Origin of the sequence: Nostoc sp. C052 (genome assembly GCF_013393905.1) — a bacterium.
Lineage (GTDB): Bacteria > Cyanobacteriota > Cyanobacteriia > Cyanobacteriales > Nostocaceae > Nostoc.
The window spans coordinates 6,716,731-6,732,417 of record NZ_CP040272.1 but is presented as its reverse complement, the minus strand read 5'-3'; the positions used below and the strand labels follow the sequence as shown (position 1 = coordinate 6,732,417).

Genomic DNA, 15,687 nt, shown 5'->3' with positions numbered 1-15,687 from the left:
ATTTGATGGTGATATGTGTGACTAAAAAAAGCTTTTTGCTTATACTGAGATATTTAGCATCTCGGTTCCCGATGTTATTGTTATTGCAGCTAGTAACACAAATCGTCTTTATTGCTGCGACTCATAATAGTAGTGCTGTAAACGCTGAAATATATCTATTGGTAAGGGAAAATAAACAAATTCCCATCAAACTTTCTGTAAAAACAGATTTTGAGCATGAATCAACTGATTTAATCGCTAATGTTCTCTACCGACGTTTGTCGGGTTTGCAGAAATCAATGATACCTAATGGTGCTAACGCTGCAAATGTCCTTTGGATACGTAATCAGTCAAGACATTGGTATATTGAAGAACAGCGATATGGGGAAGACTTAATCATTGGTGGGTTGATCAAGAATGACCCACAAACCATTGAAGCAGGATTTAAGATGTTTGACTGGGGATTTGCCCATCAAGTTGATGATGGTAGCTTTTTTAGAACAGGCGATCGCTTTCATAGCACATCTTTTTTTGTACAAGCTGTTGCTCATACCCTTCTAGTAATACAACAATCTCCGTATTCAGAAAAATATGCTGCCCAAGTAGCCAAATATAAACCTTTGGTGCATCGTGCAGCACGATGGATGATCTCGCCAAATATTTGGGAAAAAGGCATCAAACGCAACAAACCTTATACCCATCGTCGTTATCTAGTCGCAGCAGCTTTAGCACTGACAGGTAAATTAACTGGCGACGAAGAACTGATTAAATACGCCCATAAGTCTCTTGAAGATGGTTTATCTCTGCAACGTCCTGATGGTGTTAACCCAGAAAAAGGTGGCCATGATAGCGGCTACCAAACGGTAGGCATAATGTATGCCCAACGTTGGGTAACATACTTCCCTAATGATTCCCTGACTTCTAAAGTAGTACAGATGATTGATAAATCACTCTCTTGGGAAAAAACACGAATCTTGCCTTCTGGCGAAATTAGTAGCGAAGGAAATACCCGCACAGGTCAACAAGAAAGAATCAGGGATGGTTCCCGATATAAAAAAGTAGGGCCTGGATCGCAAATTCGTACTTTTGCTTATTGGGCATCTGTTACAGGTAATCAAAAGTGGGAAGAAAGCGCTCGGAAAATTGCAAGGTTTTATTATAAAACTCCGTAAGCTTGAACCATATATGAAAGGATTGAGATGTGTCACAAAAGACAAATCAAAAAATAGACAGACTTTTCTCGATTGATCTGTTAAAAGCAATAAGTATTACAGCAGTTGTTTCTTACCACAGCGTTTTTGTTCCTGAGTCCACATATCCATTAGCTTTGTACTGGATGGATATATTATTCGCACCCTTAAGATTTTGCGTGCCAGTATTTTTCACAATTTCTTTTCTACTACTAGAACGTAGCTTCGAGAAAAACTCTACTGCATTTTTATATCCTTTATTGAAAAAACGTTTTACTCGCCTGCTAATCCCAACATTATTTTGGGGTAGTTTAGCTGTAGCTTTGAGATTGTTAGGTAAAGCTAATCAAACTGAATCTATCCTTATACTTATTTTACGAGGCAAAATATTTCCTGGCTATTATTATCTTTTGGTGATGTTGCAGTTTCTACCTGTATTTATTATTTTAAATCGCCAAATAGGAAGAGTTAAGAACTTTTTGATAATATTAATATTACAATTAATTGTTTTGATTGTAATATATATGTCAAATTTAGGAGCATTTGGTGCAGATATAACTTTGTTTTTGCGAAGTGTAGCTCGTCCTTTTTTTGCTTACTGGTTTGTGTATATGTCTTTAGGTGCTTGTTTTTACAAGAACTGGCTTAAACTCGTAAAAATATCTCATCAGATATCTCTACTCTTCAAAATAATTTTGCTTTCATCTACCAGCCTGATTATGGTTGCAGAATATAATTATTTGCAAACGGTTACTGATGGAAACATTACTCCTTTTGAGTATGCAATGTTCTCTTGTATCCTGAGCGCAATAGTTATGTTTCTATGCTTTTCTTCTATTGAGGAGGATCAAATACCTTTATATGTAAGAATAATTATAAAACTATTATCAAAGTATAGTCTTGGTATTTTTTGTATTAATGGCATTTTCAGTATGATTTTTTTACAGCTAGGTACTCAATTATTTGTAGGATTAAACTTTACTTTTGCTGAAATATTAGCAATTAAGTTAATTAGCTGTAATTTACTATTGATAGTCTCTTTAGGATTCTCAATGCTTTGCGATCGTGTAGGACTTGGAGCTTGTGTTCGTTAATTACACACCAATAGCATCAAGAAAAGGCAAAAAATTTGCTAATCTAATAATGAATGGGATTAAGAGTATGGAAGTGTGATGCTGGAACAATCTGGCAGATAAAATAGTGATTTAATTGTGTTTAAAAAAATCGGCTCTTCAGTTCCTTTTATGGAGTCGAATAATAAATAAAATCTAATCAAAGCCTATGTTCCTTGCTATGACTGGATTTTAAATTTTTGAGCCTTTCTATAAAACGGCTATTTTAACGCTCTACCATAAAACCAACGCAAGAGCCAAAAAATCTTTTTAATTCCATATAATATATGACCATATTAACAAGTATTAAAAAATCCTTATCAAAGAATATTGCAATACTTTAATTTAATTGCTAAAGTGTGTATAATAACCATGCTGATGAGCGCTCGGATCTAAGAGAAGTAGAATCTATGAGCTATACCCATTCAGCCAGGTGTGTTATGCTTTGACGGGTTAAAAACGAGAAATTTCTACCTCGTATAGACAATTATGAGGGATTCCAGATTAACCAAGAATATATCTCGTTGCTATTAGTTTCAGTTTGATTTTAATTGCAATTGATTATTTGTCTTACCTTGTGCCGACAAGCGAGTAGCTGTTGATTGTGTATATCGGCAATAACGAAGAGTTTGGTAAGACTTAAATTTTGGAGAATAAAACCAATGGAGATTCAAGGTAAAGTAGCCCTAATTACAGGGGCTTCGCGTGGGATTGGACGAGCGATCGCTCTGGAATTAGCGCAACAAGGCATCAAGCGACTGATATTGGTAGCACGCGATCGCCGCAAGTTATTGGAAGTAGCTAGCGAAATCGAGGCGATGGGAACAGAAACTGCAATCGTGCCCTTAGATTTGACTCAAACAATTGAAGTAAATATTGCTGTTGCCCAACTATGGCGCAATTACGGACAGATTCACCTGCTGGTTAATTGTGCGGGAGTCGCATACCAAAGCTCATTTTTGCAATCTAAAATGCCCCAAGTTCAAGAAGAACTCTCGGTGAACTTGTTAGGAATGTACAACCTCACTAGTTTGATTGCTCGACGCATGGCTAGCCAAAGACAAGGGACAATTGTCAATGTATCGAGCCTGATGGGGAAAGTGGCTGCACCAACGATGGCGACATACTCAGCAACCAAGTTTGCCATTTTAGGATTTACCCAAGCCTTGCGCCAAGAACTAGCTGAACACAATATTCGCGTCATTGCATTACTGCCTTCTCTGACAGACACAGACATGGTGCGCGACTTAAAATTATTTCGCTGGGTGATCCCCATGACTCCTCAGCAAGTGGCTAAAGCACTCGTCACCGGAATGCAGAATGATTCAGCAGAAATTTTAGTCGGATGGCAAAGTCATTTAGCCGTGTTGTGTCAACGCCTTGCCCCTTGGTTGTTAGAGCTAATTTTACGAATAGCAACACCGCCAGCACCAAGAAGACAACAGCCGAGTCAAAAATTGAACAAGCTAATCCCAAAACTGAATTTTTTGACCAGAATCCATCGTTTCGGTGATTTGTTCTTGTCAAGAACATGATTTTTGCGTGTCTGCACATATAGCAAGCAGCAAGGCGATTTAGACATAGGACTGACAAATAAAAAATAATCAATCGCTTTGGGGAGACAAGGAAGAGATATTGCTACCTTGTTCCCCTGCTCCTATTGGATGCAAAAAGTGAGTAATTTAATTTTTGGAAGTCCCCATAGATTGGAAGTATTCCCTTTTCCTGCTCTTGCGATCGCTTGATCCATGTCCAAACCCTACAGTTACGACTCGTGTCAGGAGGATTTTAGTCTAGTTTATCTTTCTTCACATAGTTTGGTTTTATTGTGCCAACTTACTTAATTTTTCTTCCTACCCCGATTTATCGAAGAGGACAAGGGGATGGGGAGACAAGGAGCTTGCAGTAACGCAATGCAGATTTAAGACCACTACCACTTTTTAATGGGTTCAAGGCACTTCCAAAAATTAAATTACTCAATTCCTGCATCCAATACGAATATCAAATTTCTTCTCTCCCTCTTTCCTCCGCTTCCCCTGCTCACCAAAGCGACTGATTATTTCTTTAGTTGGAAGTCCCCAAATCTGGTGGGGTTTGAATCCCCATCTGATTTCTCCCCTTGTCTCTTTCTTCAACGAGCAGATATTGATTTTTGTCACAGGATAATTCTTCAAAACATCCTAACTTAATTTTTCAAGATTTAAGTAACTGTAATATCACGTACTTTTAGAAATAATGTGTAAAAATTACAGTGTATTTACTTACTAAATTTATTGTCCAATGTAAATCAACATATTGAGTAAAAATAATTCTAAAAAATGACAAATTAAAAAAAAATACGTTAAAGATTACAAAACAAACAAAATTACACATTAAAAATTACATTCCAATTGAAGTTAGATATTAAATCAACATGAATTAAACATTAAAGCTCTCAATTGTTGTTTATTGGTTATCTTTTTGCATTTTTTATACAGATAAAGACTTTACATTCCTGAAAAGGTATGTTTAATTTGATTCAGTAGAGAGCAAAGGCAAATGCCTCGCTAATACTAAAAATCAACAATGAGTTAAGGTCTAAAATCATGGCAGTCGAAAAAACCAATTCTTCTTCAAGTTTGGCAGAAGTTATTGACCGTATCTTGGATAAAGGTATCGTCGTAGATGCTTGGGTACGTGTTTCCCTAGTTGGTATTGAATTACTTGCAATCGAAGCTCGGATCGTCATTGCATCTGTTGAAACCTACTTGAAATATGCAGAAGCAGTAGGCTTAACACAGTCAGCTGCTGTACCTGCTTAATTATTAAGTAGATTTGAGAATATTGAAATTACCTACTAGGTAATTATGATATTCTACTTCCGACGAGATAAATATAAACACAACACTGAGTTAAGGTCTAAAATCATGGCAGTCGAAAAAACCAATTCTTCTTCAAGCTTGGCAGAAGTTATTGACCGTATCTTGGATAAAGGTATCGTCGTAGATGCTTGGGTACGTGTTTCCCTAGTTGGTATTGAATTACTTGCAATCGAAGCTCGGATCGTTATTGCATCTGTTGAAACCTACTTGAAATATGCAGAAGCAGTAGGCTTAACACAGTCAGCTGCTGTACCTGCTTAATTATTAAGTAGATACAATCAAATTAGAATTACTCAAACCATTTCTTGGTGAAGTCGGCTGTGGCAAATTTCCTGGATAACTCATCTCCTTGTGTTTTGTATTTGCAGTTCGTTTTCATTGATTGTACATCAGCTTATTTTCATAGAGACTTGGTAGAAGTAATTCTGATTGGTATTCTGTTTTTCGTCGATTATCTTGATACTTCTCAATCAAGATTTATCAAAGGATAAAATGCCAAGAGCAGATATTGTTTGAGCTACATTATCTGGATATTAATTGTCCAGTTAATGTAGTTTATTCACGATTTTCATAATATTGTGGAGAACCTCATGACGGCTTTAATGGAAAAAATCCGGCAAGAGCATCAGTCGATAGCTGAGGAAGTATCTCAACTATTTAAAGAGACTCATGAATTCTTGTCCTCTACAACAGCAGACAGACAAGAGAAAGCCAAAAAGCAAGCGCAAGAACTGCATCAGTTCCAACAGAACCTCGAGCAAACAACCCAAGAATTTTTAGCAGAAGCTGCTAAAGAAAGGTTTGCTCAAGCTAAAGCACAAGCCAAGTTTTTGCATGAGTTCTACCAAGAACTTGAGGAAACAACCCACGAGTTTCTAGCAGAAACCGCTAAAGAAAGGTTTGTTCAAGCTAAAGCACAAGCAAAGTATTTGCATGACTACTACCAAGAACTTCAGGAAGCAACCCAGGAGTTTTTAGGAGAAACAGCAAAGGAAAGAACTGAGAAAGCTAACGCCCAAAGGCAATATCTGCATGAGTTTCGTCAGAATTTGTCTGTTAGCATTTTTGGCACATTTATTCGTTAGTCAATACTCTTACCGAGGGAGTTAATACCCTTTTTCTAAATTCTAACTACAGATAATTCTCTTAATTCTTCGTTGCTCACTGCTATCCATCTGTAGATTTCTTTTAGAGAATTGGTAATCTGTTGGCGAACTAGATTAAATAGTAAAACCCCCTAATCTTACAGTTAAATAACTGATCAGAAAAGGGGGCAAATTCAACAATGAGTTTTAGTGTAAAAGTTTAGATATTCTATTCTATCTATTAATTTAGTGTTACTGAGTTATCAAGTCTTAAAGTTTTTTTTCAACTTGGTTTTGGGAATTAACAAGCATTAACTTTGGACTTGGTAATCTGTCTAACTAGAATAGCATATCAAGTTACAAATTGCAACTTCCTGAGTTTTTTGTCTCGAAAAGCTATTTTTCATCATCCTAATCTATGACTATCACTGCAAATAACAACAAAAGAGCTGTTCTTCGTGTCCGTCCTGGTCAATTTGTCATCACACCAGCGATTGAACGGGTAGCGATTCGGGCATTGCGCTATCTCGCATCAGGGTTTGCTATTCACTTACGCGGGCCAGCGGGTACAGGGAAAACAACCTTAGCCATGCACCTAGCTAACTGTCTAGATAGACCAATCATGTTGATTTTCGGAGATGATGAATTTAAAAGTTCTGATTTGATTGGTAGTGAATCGGGGTACACCCATAAAAAGTTACTGGATAACTACATTCACAGCGTTCTCAAAGTCGAAGACGAATTTAAACAAAATTGGGTTGATTCTAGACTAACTCTAGCTTGTCGAGAAGGTTTAACCTTGGTCTATGACGAATTTAACCGTTCACGACCGGAAGTGAATAACGTCTTGCTCTCTGCTTTAGAAGAAAAAATTCTGACTCTTCCTCCTAGTAGTAATCAGCCAGAATACCTACACGTTCATTCCCAATTTCGGGCTATTTTCACCTCCAACCCAGAAGAGTACTGCGGAGTCCATTCGACTCAGGATGCTTTAATGGATAGGTTGGTCACTATTAATATGCCAGAACCGGATGAGCTAACTCAAACCGAGATATTAGCTAATAAAACAGGCATCAATAGACCAGATGCTTATTTAATTGTGCAGTTGGTTAAAGCATTTCGCTTACGTACAGGTGGAGAGAAGACATCAGGATTGCGGTCTTGTTTGATGATTGCTAAGGTATGTGCGGAACACAATATTTTGGTATCACCAGAAAATTCTGATTTTCGGGAAATTTGTGCAGATGTGCTGTTCAATCGCACTAAGTGGTCTGCTAGCGAAGCTACAACGATTTTCTTAGAATTACTGAACCATATACGCGTATTGGCAGTAGAGGAATCGCAAGATAGTATCACACCAGAGGATACAGATGCGATGCCTAAGGCGTTCGCGGAGCGTCTCGTTGGCGTAGCCTCTCCTAGAGAAGAGAGCGAAGCGATCGCAGAGGGTGGGTTTCCAACTATCATCGATTCTAATTTTAGCGATCTTCATCCAGAAGACCCACAACAACCAGTTGTAGATAAACCTGTTCCCTTCGAGAAGGAAATTTATCACTACCTACAACAGCGCAAAAATGCAGCATTCGCTGTGATTCAAAAAGAATTCAATCTCAATCGGATCTCAACAAATAATGCTCTCAATGCTTTAGAGCAAAAAGGCTTAGTGAGCAAGAAAAACCGTGTATATACCATTGAAGCGAATTAATTGTGACTACTACCCCACTACACCCAACACGTCCTCAAGTTAACTCAAATAGAGTAGTTCCTACATCTACCCAAGGCTCCACCTTAGCAGATATTCTCGAAAGAGTTTTAGATAAAGGAATTGTGATTGCTGGTGACATTTCTATATCTATTGCCTCAACTGAACTGATACATATTCGGATTCGTCTGTTAATTTCTTCAGTTGATAAAGCTCGTGAGATGGGTATAAATTGGTGGGAAAGTGACCCATATCTCAGTACCAAAGCTCAACGTTTAGTTGAAGAAAACCAACAACTTCAACAACGGCTAGAAAGTCTAGAATCACAGCTACGTTTGCTCACATCTGCAAGTGTGAAAGATGAAGCTACATTTGCAGCAAATAATCAAGATGATTTCCAGCCAGTGTCTCAGGTAAATGGTCAATTGGAAAAGGATTCACAAGTTGAGGCTTAATAAATTTCTGAAAATGTCAAAGCAATCCATATCCAATTGATACCAAGATTAAATCGAATTCAAGAAGTTTAGAAAAGGTAGATAGCATCATGGCAATGGTTTGTACTCCAGCTGAAAAGTCTCCCGATTTGCTACCTACCACTTCTAAAGCTAACAGCAAAGCAGGTTTAGCTCCTTTACTTTTGACTGTAGTGGAACTAGTACGCCAGCTGATGGAAGCACAAGTAATTCGGCGTATGGAACAAAACTCTCTCAGTGAATCTGATTTAGAACGAGCAGGCAAAAGTTTGCAAAAGCTAGAAGAACAAGTTTTAAACTTGTGTGAGATTTTTGAGATTGAACCAGCAGACTTGAATATAAATTTAGGAGATGTTGGTAGTCTTTTGCCATCACCCGGATCTTATTATCCAGGTGAGATTGGGAATCAACCTTCTATACTGGAACTACTAGACCGTCTTTTAAACACCGGAATTGTTGTGGACGGTGAAGTAGATTTAGGTATAGCTCAACTCAATCTCATTCATGCTAAGTTGCGGTTAGTTTTAACCTCAAGACCGTTGTAATTACAAATAAGACTTACACAACTGACACAATAGAACAAGAATGAAGGTCGTCAATAGTCAATAGTCCACAGTCAAAAGTTAAATCAACTTGGACTATTGAGCATTGACAGCCTCATCAAGAAATCTTTGACACTTGCGTAAGTCCTGATAAGCCCTTTAGTTTGAGTATTCTTTAGCATTATGACATTTGGTCTGTACGTATACGGTATTTTTCCTGAGCCAATTCCAGAAACAGTTGCTCTTAAAGGATTGGATTCTCAACCTGTCTATAGTCAAGTAATTGATGGATTTACTTTTTTATATTCAGAGGCCCAACAAGAAAAGTATTTAGCTTCTCGACGCAATTTAATCAACCACGAAAAGGTTTTAGAACAAGCTATGCAAGCTGGATTTAGAACCTTACTGCCTTTACGTTTTGGATTAGTTGTGAAAAATTGGGAAACAGTAGTTACACAACTGCTTCAACCATATAAAGAGCAGTTACAAGAGCTATTTGAAAAATTAGCTGGACGCCGAGAGGTCAGCGTTAAAATTTTTTGGGATAGCAAATCTGAATTACAAGCATTGATGGAGTCTCATCAAGACTTGAAACAGAAGCGAGACCAAATGGAAGGTAAAGCATTAAGTATGGAGGAGGTAATTCATATTGGACAATTAATTGAAATTAATTTAGCAAGTCGCAAGGAATCTATAATTCAAGTCTTTTTTGATGAGTTAAAACCATTGGCAGATGAGATGATCGAAAATGACCCAATGACAGAAGACATGATTTATAACGCTGCCTTTTTAATTCCTTGGGAACAAGAATCTATATTTAGCGAACAAGTCGAAGCGATCGATCAAAAATTTGGTGAACGTTTACGCATTCGCTACAACAACTTTACTGCACCTTATACATTTGCTCAAATTGCTTCATAGGAGCCAAGATTATGCTAGGGAAAATCTTACTATTACCAGTCATGGGCCCAATTAGTGGACTTATGTGGATTGGAGAACAAATTCAAGAGCGGACTAATACTGAATATGATGCTCAGGAAAATCTCCATAAACAATTATTAAGTCTGCAATTGAAATTTGATATGGGCGAATTGTCGGAAGAAGAATTTGATGCTCAAGAAGAAGAACTTCTCTTGAAAATTCAAGCTTTGGAATTGGAAGAAGAGTCTCGCCTAGCTCTAGAGTCGGAAGAGGAAGAAGATTATTTAGTGCAATCTGAGTTTATAGATGTATCTGAAGAAAATCAAGTTTACCAAGAACAAGGCGTATTTGTAAAAGAATATGAAGGCAATGAAAATCTAGTTTTATCACCATAATAAGTAGCTTTTATAAGTTGTATATACTTATAACGGATGAAAAATCTAGAGGCTAAAGGTGAGAAATTAGTTTTTTATTCAGTCCTGGATACTAAGCTTATGACTACAAAATTTGATTTATTTACCTCTAGCTAGGTAATCTAAAAAATTAAACAATTAATAACCCGCTTTCGCGGGTTAGTTGTTTAATTTTTGTTCTTATTTCAACTAAATTGGTAAGGCTTTAGAGCTTAGTATTCAATATCAAAAGCCTGGTAGTTCTTAGTTTCAGCGAATATTTTTGGACGCGCTACCGGAGGAACTCCTGACTCAGTATCACGTAACTGCTTAATATTGTTTTCTGTCGTATCTATCTGGTTTTGAAGTGTAGATAAGCGTTTTGTAAGTAGCACTTTTCGCTGCTCAATAAAAGCTAATTCTTGCTTAATTCTTTGCTTTTCTGTGATTAGCTTATAAAGCTCTAATTGATTAGATGCCTCAGATTGATTGCGAGGCATGGTGCTAATTTTAGGTCTAATGATTCCTTGGTTACGAATTTTTCTCATGGTGTTAGCCTGGATATTTGATAGCATTATAACTAAGATTTTAATAATGTAAATAGATTGATAAAATCCAGCACTTTTTTTATTTTTATGCCAAGATGATTGTTTTAGCTACTATAGGTTATTGTTAAGTTTTTTATCTGGTTAAAATCATGCGATCGCAGAATTTCTACACTTACGCATTTTTCAATACTCCTGATTTTTCTGTGAATTTGCCATCTGGCAATCTTGGTGAATTACTCCTGATTAATGGCAAGAACATCTCAGCCGTTGTAGAACCTGGAATATCTTTAGAATCAAACCAAAATAACGATGAGCAAGTCATCAAAATGGTTTTAGCCCACGATCGCGTTATCTGTGAACTATTTCGTCAAATGACAGTTTTACCTTTGCGTTTTGGCACTTATTTTATTTCTGAAGATACATTGCTAAATCATATAGAATCCAATGCTCAGGAGTATCAAGAGAAACTAAATAACATTCAGGGAAAAAACGAATATACTTTAAAGGTCATTCCCCATAAAGTTGAAGAACTTGCCAAGCCATCTGGGGCAAATGGAAAAGATTATTTTTTGGCTAAAAAACAATATTATGAACAGCAAAAAAGCTTTTTTGCTGCCCAAAATGAGGAAAAATGCCATCTAATTAATTTAATTACGGAAACTTATCAATCATCTGCGATCGTTCAAGATCATGCAGAAGAAGTACGGCTTCATCTTTTAGTTGATCGCCATGATAAAGCTTTACTTTTAAAACAAGTATTAAGCTTGAAAGAAAAATGCCCTCATTGGAATTTAATCTTGGGAGAACCTCTTCCCCCTTATCACTTTATTTAATTCTTACCCACAACTTTTTTTCAAGGACTTTTTAAGTATGAACTACTACGACTCGTTGCATCTAGTTATGTTTAGTGGTAAGGGTGGAGTTGGTAAAACTACCATTTCTTGCAGTTTTGCACGTTATTGGGCGAGAAAGTTTCCTGAAGAAAAAATTCTGTTAATTTCTACAGATCCTGCACACTCTTTAGGTGATGTATTGCAATCAGAAGTTAAAGATATTGCTTTACCATTAACAGATTTACCTAACTTGAGCGTTCAGGCATTGGATGCACAAAAACTGTTGTTGGCATTTAAAGCCAAATATAGCCACTTTTTAGAAATGCTGGTAGAGCGTGGTAGTTTAGCTGATGGAGGAGATTTAGCACCAGTATGGGATTTGAATTGGCCTGGTTTAAATGAATTAATGGGATTGCTAGAAATTGAACGTTTGCTGTCTGAGAAAAAGGTAGATCGTGTAGTTATAGACATGGCTCCTTCTGGACATACCTTAAATTTATTAGGCTTAAAAGATTTTTTAGATGTCATTTTAAATTCCTTAGAATTGTTTCAAGAAAAACATCGGGTAATCACCAAAACTTTTTCAGGTAGTTATACGGCTGATGAAGTCGATAACTTTTTAGTAGACATGAAAACCGAATTAGCAGAAGGCAGACGCTTACTGCAAGATGAAAAATTTACAGGTTGTTTGGTGGTAGGTATCTCTGAACCAATGTGCTATTTAGAAACTGAGCGGTTTCTAAATAGTTTAGAAACGTTAGAAGTTCCTTATGCCGGATTATTCATCAATCGAATTTTGCTAAATTCGGAGCTAGAACCAGACCGTTATGCTGAACAGCAAAATCTACTTAAAAAATACTTAGAACTTAGCCCTAATTACCCTGTTTTTACCTTACCCCAGCAGAGGGTAGAACCCTTGGGCGAGGTGGCTTTAGATTCTCTAGCATCCCAAATTAAACAAATAGCAAGTGTTGAACTTGCTCCACCGCCACTTATTCAATGGCCTGCTAAAGTTTTACCTAGCTTTCATGATTTTCTTAATGAAGGATGCCAATTAATTATTGTTGGCGGTAAAGGAGGTGTAGGGAAAACGACAGTAGGAGCGGCTATCGCTTGGGCTTGTTCCCAGCAACATCCAGATAAAAATATTCGGGTCATTTCTATAGACCCAGCGCATTCTTTAGGAGATGCTTTTGGGACAAATCTAGGACATGAGCCTATATCTTTAGCATCTAATTTGAGTGGGCAAGAAATTGATGCTCATCAAGTTTTAGAAAAATTTCGGGCAGATTATCTTTGGGAATTAGCGGATATGATTAGTGGTGAAGGTTCGCAAACAGAGACAACAGTTAATGTTGCTTATGTTCCAGAGGCATGGCGGCAGATTATGTCTCAAGCTTTACCAGGTATTGATGAGATGCTAGCCCTAATTACTGTGATGGATTTATTGGACAGTAAGCAGCAAGATTTAATTATTTTAGATACAGCACCAACCGGCCATCTTCTCCAATTTTTAGAAATGCCATCGGCTTTAGGTGATTGGTTATCTTGGATATTTAAACTATGGATCAAATATCAAGATGTTTTGGGTAGAGTTGATTTTATTGGAAGGTTACGACATTTACGCCAACAAGTTGTACAAGCACAAAAAAAGTTAAAAAATCCTCAACATACTCAATTTATTGGTGTAATTCAGTCGGAAGTTGCAATCATATCTGAACACATCCGCTTAACAGAGTCTCTAAAAAATATGGGTGTTAATCAGCATTATATAGTTCAGAATCGTTACAGTCGAGAGGTAGAAATTGATGGCAGTCTATTTCCAGAGCAAACTATGATTCGGCTACCTGGTTTACCCCGTTCTGTGGAGCCTATAGCCCGGATTCAGGGAGCGGCAAATCTTTTATTTGAAGTTGAGGAATTGACTAAGAATAAAAGATGAATAGGGCAAAATTAAAGTAAATTTTTGGAGTTATTGTATGAGTGATTTATTCAAGGGATTTGAACAGTTAATTGAATTAGTTAAGACTTTAGAAGAAAAAGTAGAAAAGGGAGAAATTAAGACAGATTTTCAGATTAACTCCCGTTCTATGAGCAATATTCCTCGGTCTGGGAATATCCCGCGTCCTAATAATATGGCTAACGATATTGGCACAAGCCGTATCCGCACCCAACCCTCTCCTAATTCTGATGCAGGGAATGGAGCTGCACCTGACATTGTTCCACCACCTGATTCTCCTTCTGGTAATGCTTTGAAAGATATCGGGGGACTTAATGAGATTCTTAAAGAACTCAAAGAACTCATTGCTATTCCCTTAAAACGCCCTGACCTGCTGGCTAAACTGGGTCTGGAACCAACCAGGGGTGTACTTTTAGTTGGCCCTCCAGGTACTGGTAAAACCCTGACTGCGCGTGCTTTAGCTGAAGAACTCGGCGTTAATTACATTGCTATTGTGGGGCCGGAAATCATCGGTAAATACTACGGTGAAGCCGAGCAAAGATTGCGCGGCATCTTTGAGAAAGCTGCTAAGAATGCTCCTTGTATTATCTTCATTGATGAAATCGATAGTCTAGCTCCAGACCGCAATTCTGTAGAAGGTGAGGTGGAAAAACGGGTTGTAGCTCAACTACTGGGTCTGATGGATGGTTTTTCTCACAGCCAAGGTGTGATTGTTCTGGCTGCCACGAACCGCCCAGACCATCTTGACCCAGCTTTGCGTCGTCCTGGCCGATTTGACCGCGAAGTTCAGTTTCGGATTCCAGATGCTAAAGGACGCAGAGATATTCTGGAAATTCTCACCCGTGCGATGCCTTTGGATGAAACGGTTAACCTAGATGTCATTGCCGAAGGGGCTGTAGGATTTGTGGGAGCGGACTTGAAAGCTGTTTGTCAAAAAGCTGCTTACATAGCCTTGCGTCGGCAAATTCCTTCGATTGAGGGACAAATCCCCGAAAACATGACAGTTAACCAAACCGACTTTTTACAAGCACTCAAAGAAATTAAACCAGCTGTGTTGCGGAGTGTGGAAGTGGAAGTTCCCCATATCGCTTGGGAAGATATTGGCGGTTTGGATAAGATTAAGGAAACCCTACGAGAATCAGTGGAAGGAGCGCTTCTCTATCCAGAACTTTACCTCCAAACGAAAGCACTAGCACCCAAGGGAATCTTATTGTGGGGGCCACCGGGGACAGGTAAGACTTTATTAGCCAAAGCTGTCGCTTCCCAAGCTAGGGCGAATTTTATTGGTGTCAATGGCCCGGAATTACTCACTCGTTGGGTAGGTGCCAGCGAACAAGCGGTGCGAGAATTATTTGCTAAGGCGCGTCAGGCGGAGCCTTGTGTAGTATTTATTGATGAAATTGATACTTTAGCGCCGGCACGCGGCAGTTACAATGGTGATTCGGGAGTGAGCGATCGCGTAGTCGGTCAATTACTGACTGAGTTGGATGGTATAGAAGTGGGAAGCACTATCTTGGTGATTGGGGCGACGAATCGACCTGATGCCCTTGACCCAGCTTTGTTACGAGCTGGACGCTTGGATTTACAAATGAAGGTAGATTTACCAGATTTAGCTAGTCGCTTGTCAATTCTGCAAGTCCATAGTCAAGGACGACCCCTACAAGATGTAGATTTAAACTATTGGGCAGAGATGACTCAAGACTGGAATGGTGCAGATTTAACTTTACTGTGCAATCAAGCGGCGGTAGAAGCAATTCGGCGCTTCCGCTCCCAAGGATTGATAGAGCCAACTGAAATCAGGATTACTACTGATGATTTCAATTATGCCTATCAAGTTCTAACTCAACAGCGTCCAGATTAATTTTTTGGCAATCCGTCAAAAAGGTGCAGGGTTTCATACTTATGGGTTATGTCATGTCCGGTTAAAGACTTATCATGGTTGTCCGCAGAGGTGCAGACGGGAGGGGTTTTTAGGCTTTCTGCATAGATTCGGGAATTATAACTAATGCTCTTCTATGACTCTGGAGAGAGAATAATCCAAGCGATTATAAATCGCGGCTACATAAACTCTCGCCCACCTGCGCGGACT

Annotated in this window: 15 protein-coding genes; 14 read left to right on the top strand and 1 reads right to left on the bottom strand. The window is 38.2% G+C overall.

Translation table 11 applies throughout. The annotated features are described in order from the left end of the window. Positions 1-17 precede the first annotated feature (17 nt). The 11 genes from FD723_RS27730 to FD723_RS27680 all read left to right on the top strand — a co-directional run bounded on the left by FD723_RS27730 (position 18) and on the right by FD723_RS27680 (position 10,260). Entirely contained in the window at positions 18-1,151 is a 1,134-nt protein-coding gene (locus FD723_RS27730) for a hypothetical protein (protein WP_179068236.1), read from the top strand. A 29-nt stretch (positions 1,152-1,180) separates the two neighbouring features. Beyond that, positions 1,181-2,263 carry an acyltransferase gene (locus FD723_RS27725; protein ID WP_179068235.1) on the top strand — a complete coding sequence of 361 codons (1,083 nt, stop codon included), beginning with the start codon at positions 1,181-1,183 and terminating at the stop codon, positions 2,261-2,263. 680 nt (positions 2,264-2,943) lie between these two features. Next, the gene (locus FD723_RS27720) at positions 2,944-3,816 is read left to right on the top strand and encodes an SDR family oxidoreductase (RefSeq protein ID WP_179068234.1); all 873 of its coding nucleotides are present in this window, start codon (positions 2,944-2,946) and stop codon (positions 3,814-3,816) included. 1,050 nt (positions 3,817-4,866) lie between these two features. After that, positions 4,867-5,082, top strand: a complete 216-nt coding sequence (gene gvpA / locus FD723_RS27715; RefSeq protein ID WP_045871251.1) for a gas vesicle structural protein GvpA — start codon at positions 4,867-4,869, stop codon at positions 5,080-5,082. A gap of 105 nt (positions 5,083-5,187) precedes the next feature. After that, positions 5,188-5,403, top strand: coding sequence for a gas vesicle structural protein GvpA (gene gvpA / locus FD723_RS27710; RefSeq protein ID WP_045871251.1), 216 nt, complete (start codon positions 5,188-5,190; stop codon positions 5,401-5,403). Between the two features lie 329 nt (positions 5,404-5,732). Next, on the top strand, positions 5,733-6,227 hold the full coding sequence (gene gvpC / locus FD723_RS27705) for a gas vesicle protein GvpC (RefSeq protein WP_179068233.1): 495 nt from the start codon (positions 5,733-5,735) through the stop codon (positions 6,225-6,227). Positions 6,228-6,645: 418 nt separating this feature from the next. Further along, positions 6,646-7,932 carry a gas vesicle protein GvpN gene (gene gvpN / locus FD723_RS27700; protein WP_179068232.1) on the top strand — a complete coding sequence of 429 codons (1,287 nt, stop codon included), beginning with the start codon at positions 6,646-6,648 and terminating at the stop codon, positions 7,930-7,932. Positions 7,933-7,934: 2 nt separating this feature from the next. Further along, positions 7,935-8,384, top strand: a complete 450-nt coding sequence (locus FD723_RS27695; RefSeq protein WP_179068231.1) for a gas vesicle protein — start codon at positions 7,935-7,937, stop codon at positions 8,382-8,384. Between the two features lie 95 nt (positions 8,385-8,479). After that, entirely contained in the window at positions 8,480-8,947 is a 468-nt protein-coding gene (locus FD723_RS27690) for a gas vesicle protein K (RefSeq protein WP_218651858.1), read from the top strand. Between the two features lie 180 nt (positions 8,948-9,127). Further along, on the top strand, positions 9,128-9,865 hold the full coding sequence (locus tag FD723_RS27685; RefSeq protein ID WP_179068229.1) for a GvpL/GvpF family gas vesicle protein: 738 nt from the start codon (positions 9,128-9,130) through the stop codon (positions 9,863-9,865). 11 nt (positions 9,866-9,876) lie between these two features. Then, positions 9,877-10,260, top strand: coding sequence for a gas vesicle protein GvpG (locus FD723_RS27680; protein WP_179068228.1), 384 nt, complete (start codon positions 9,877-9,879; stop codon positions 10,258-10,260). Positions 10,261-10,490: 230 nt separating this feature from the next. Here the strand turns inward: FD723_RS27680 and FD723_RS27675 are convergent, their stop codons facing one another. Then, positions 10,491-10,805, bottom strand: a complete 315-nt coding sequence (locus tag FD723_RS27675) for a gas vesicle protein (RefSeq protein ID WP_179068227.1) — start codon at positions 10,803-10,805, stop codon at positions 10,491-10,493. A gap of 149 nt (positions 10,806-10,954) precedes the next feature. Here FD723_RS27675 and FD723_RS27670 point away from each other — a divergent pair, with 149 nt between their 5' ends. The 3 genes from FD723_RS27670 to FD723_RS27660 are packed head-to-tail and all read left to right on the top strand — an operon-like array spanning position 10,955 to position 15,459. Then, positions 10,955-11,638, top strand: a complete 684-nt coding sequence (locus tag FD723_RS27670) for a GvpL/GvpF family gas vesicle protein (protein WP_179068226.1) — start codon at positions 10,955-10,957, stop codon at positions 11,636-11,638. Between the two features lie 37 nt (positions 11,639-11,675). Then, complete coding sequence (locus FD723_RS27665) at positions 11,676-13,580, top strand: ArsA family ATPase (protein ID WP_179068225.1); 1,905 nt, start codon at positions 11,676-11,678, stop codon at positions 13,578-13,580. Positions 13,581-13,617: 37 nt separating this feature from the next. Beyond that, on the top strand, positions 13,618-15,459 hold the full coding sequence (locus FD723_RS27660; RefSeq protein ID WP_179068224.1) for an AAA family ATPase: 1,842 nt from the start codon (positions 13,618-13,620) through the stop codon (positions 15,457-15,459). The last annotated feature ends 228 nt before the right edge of the window (positions 15,460-15,687 follow it).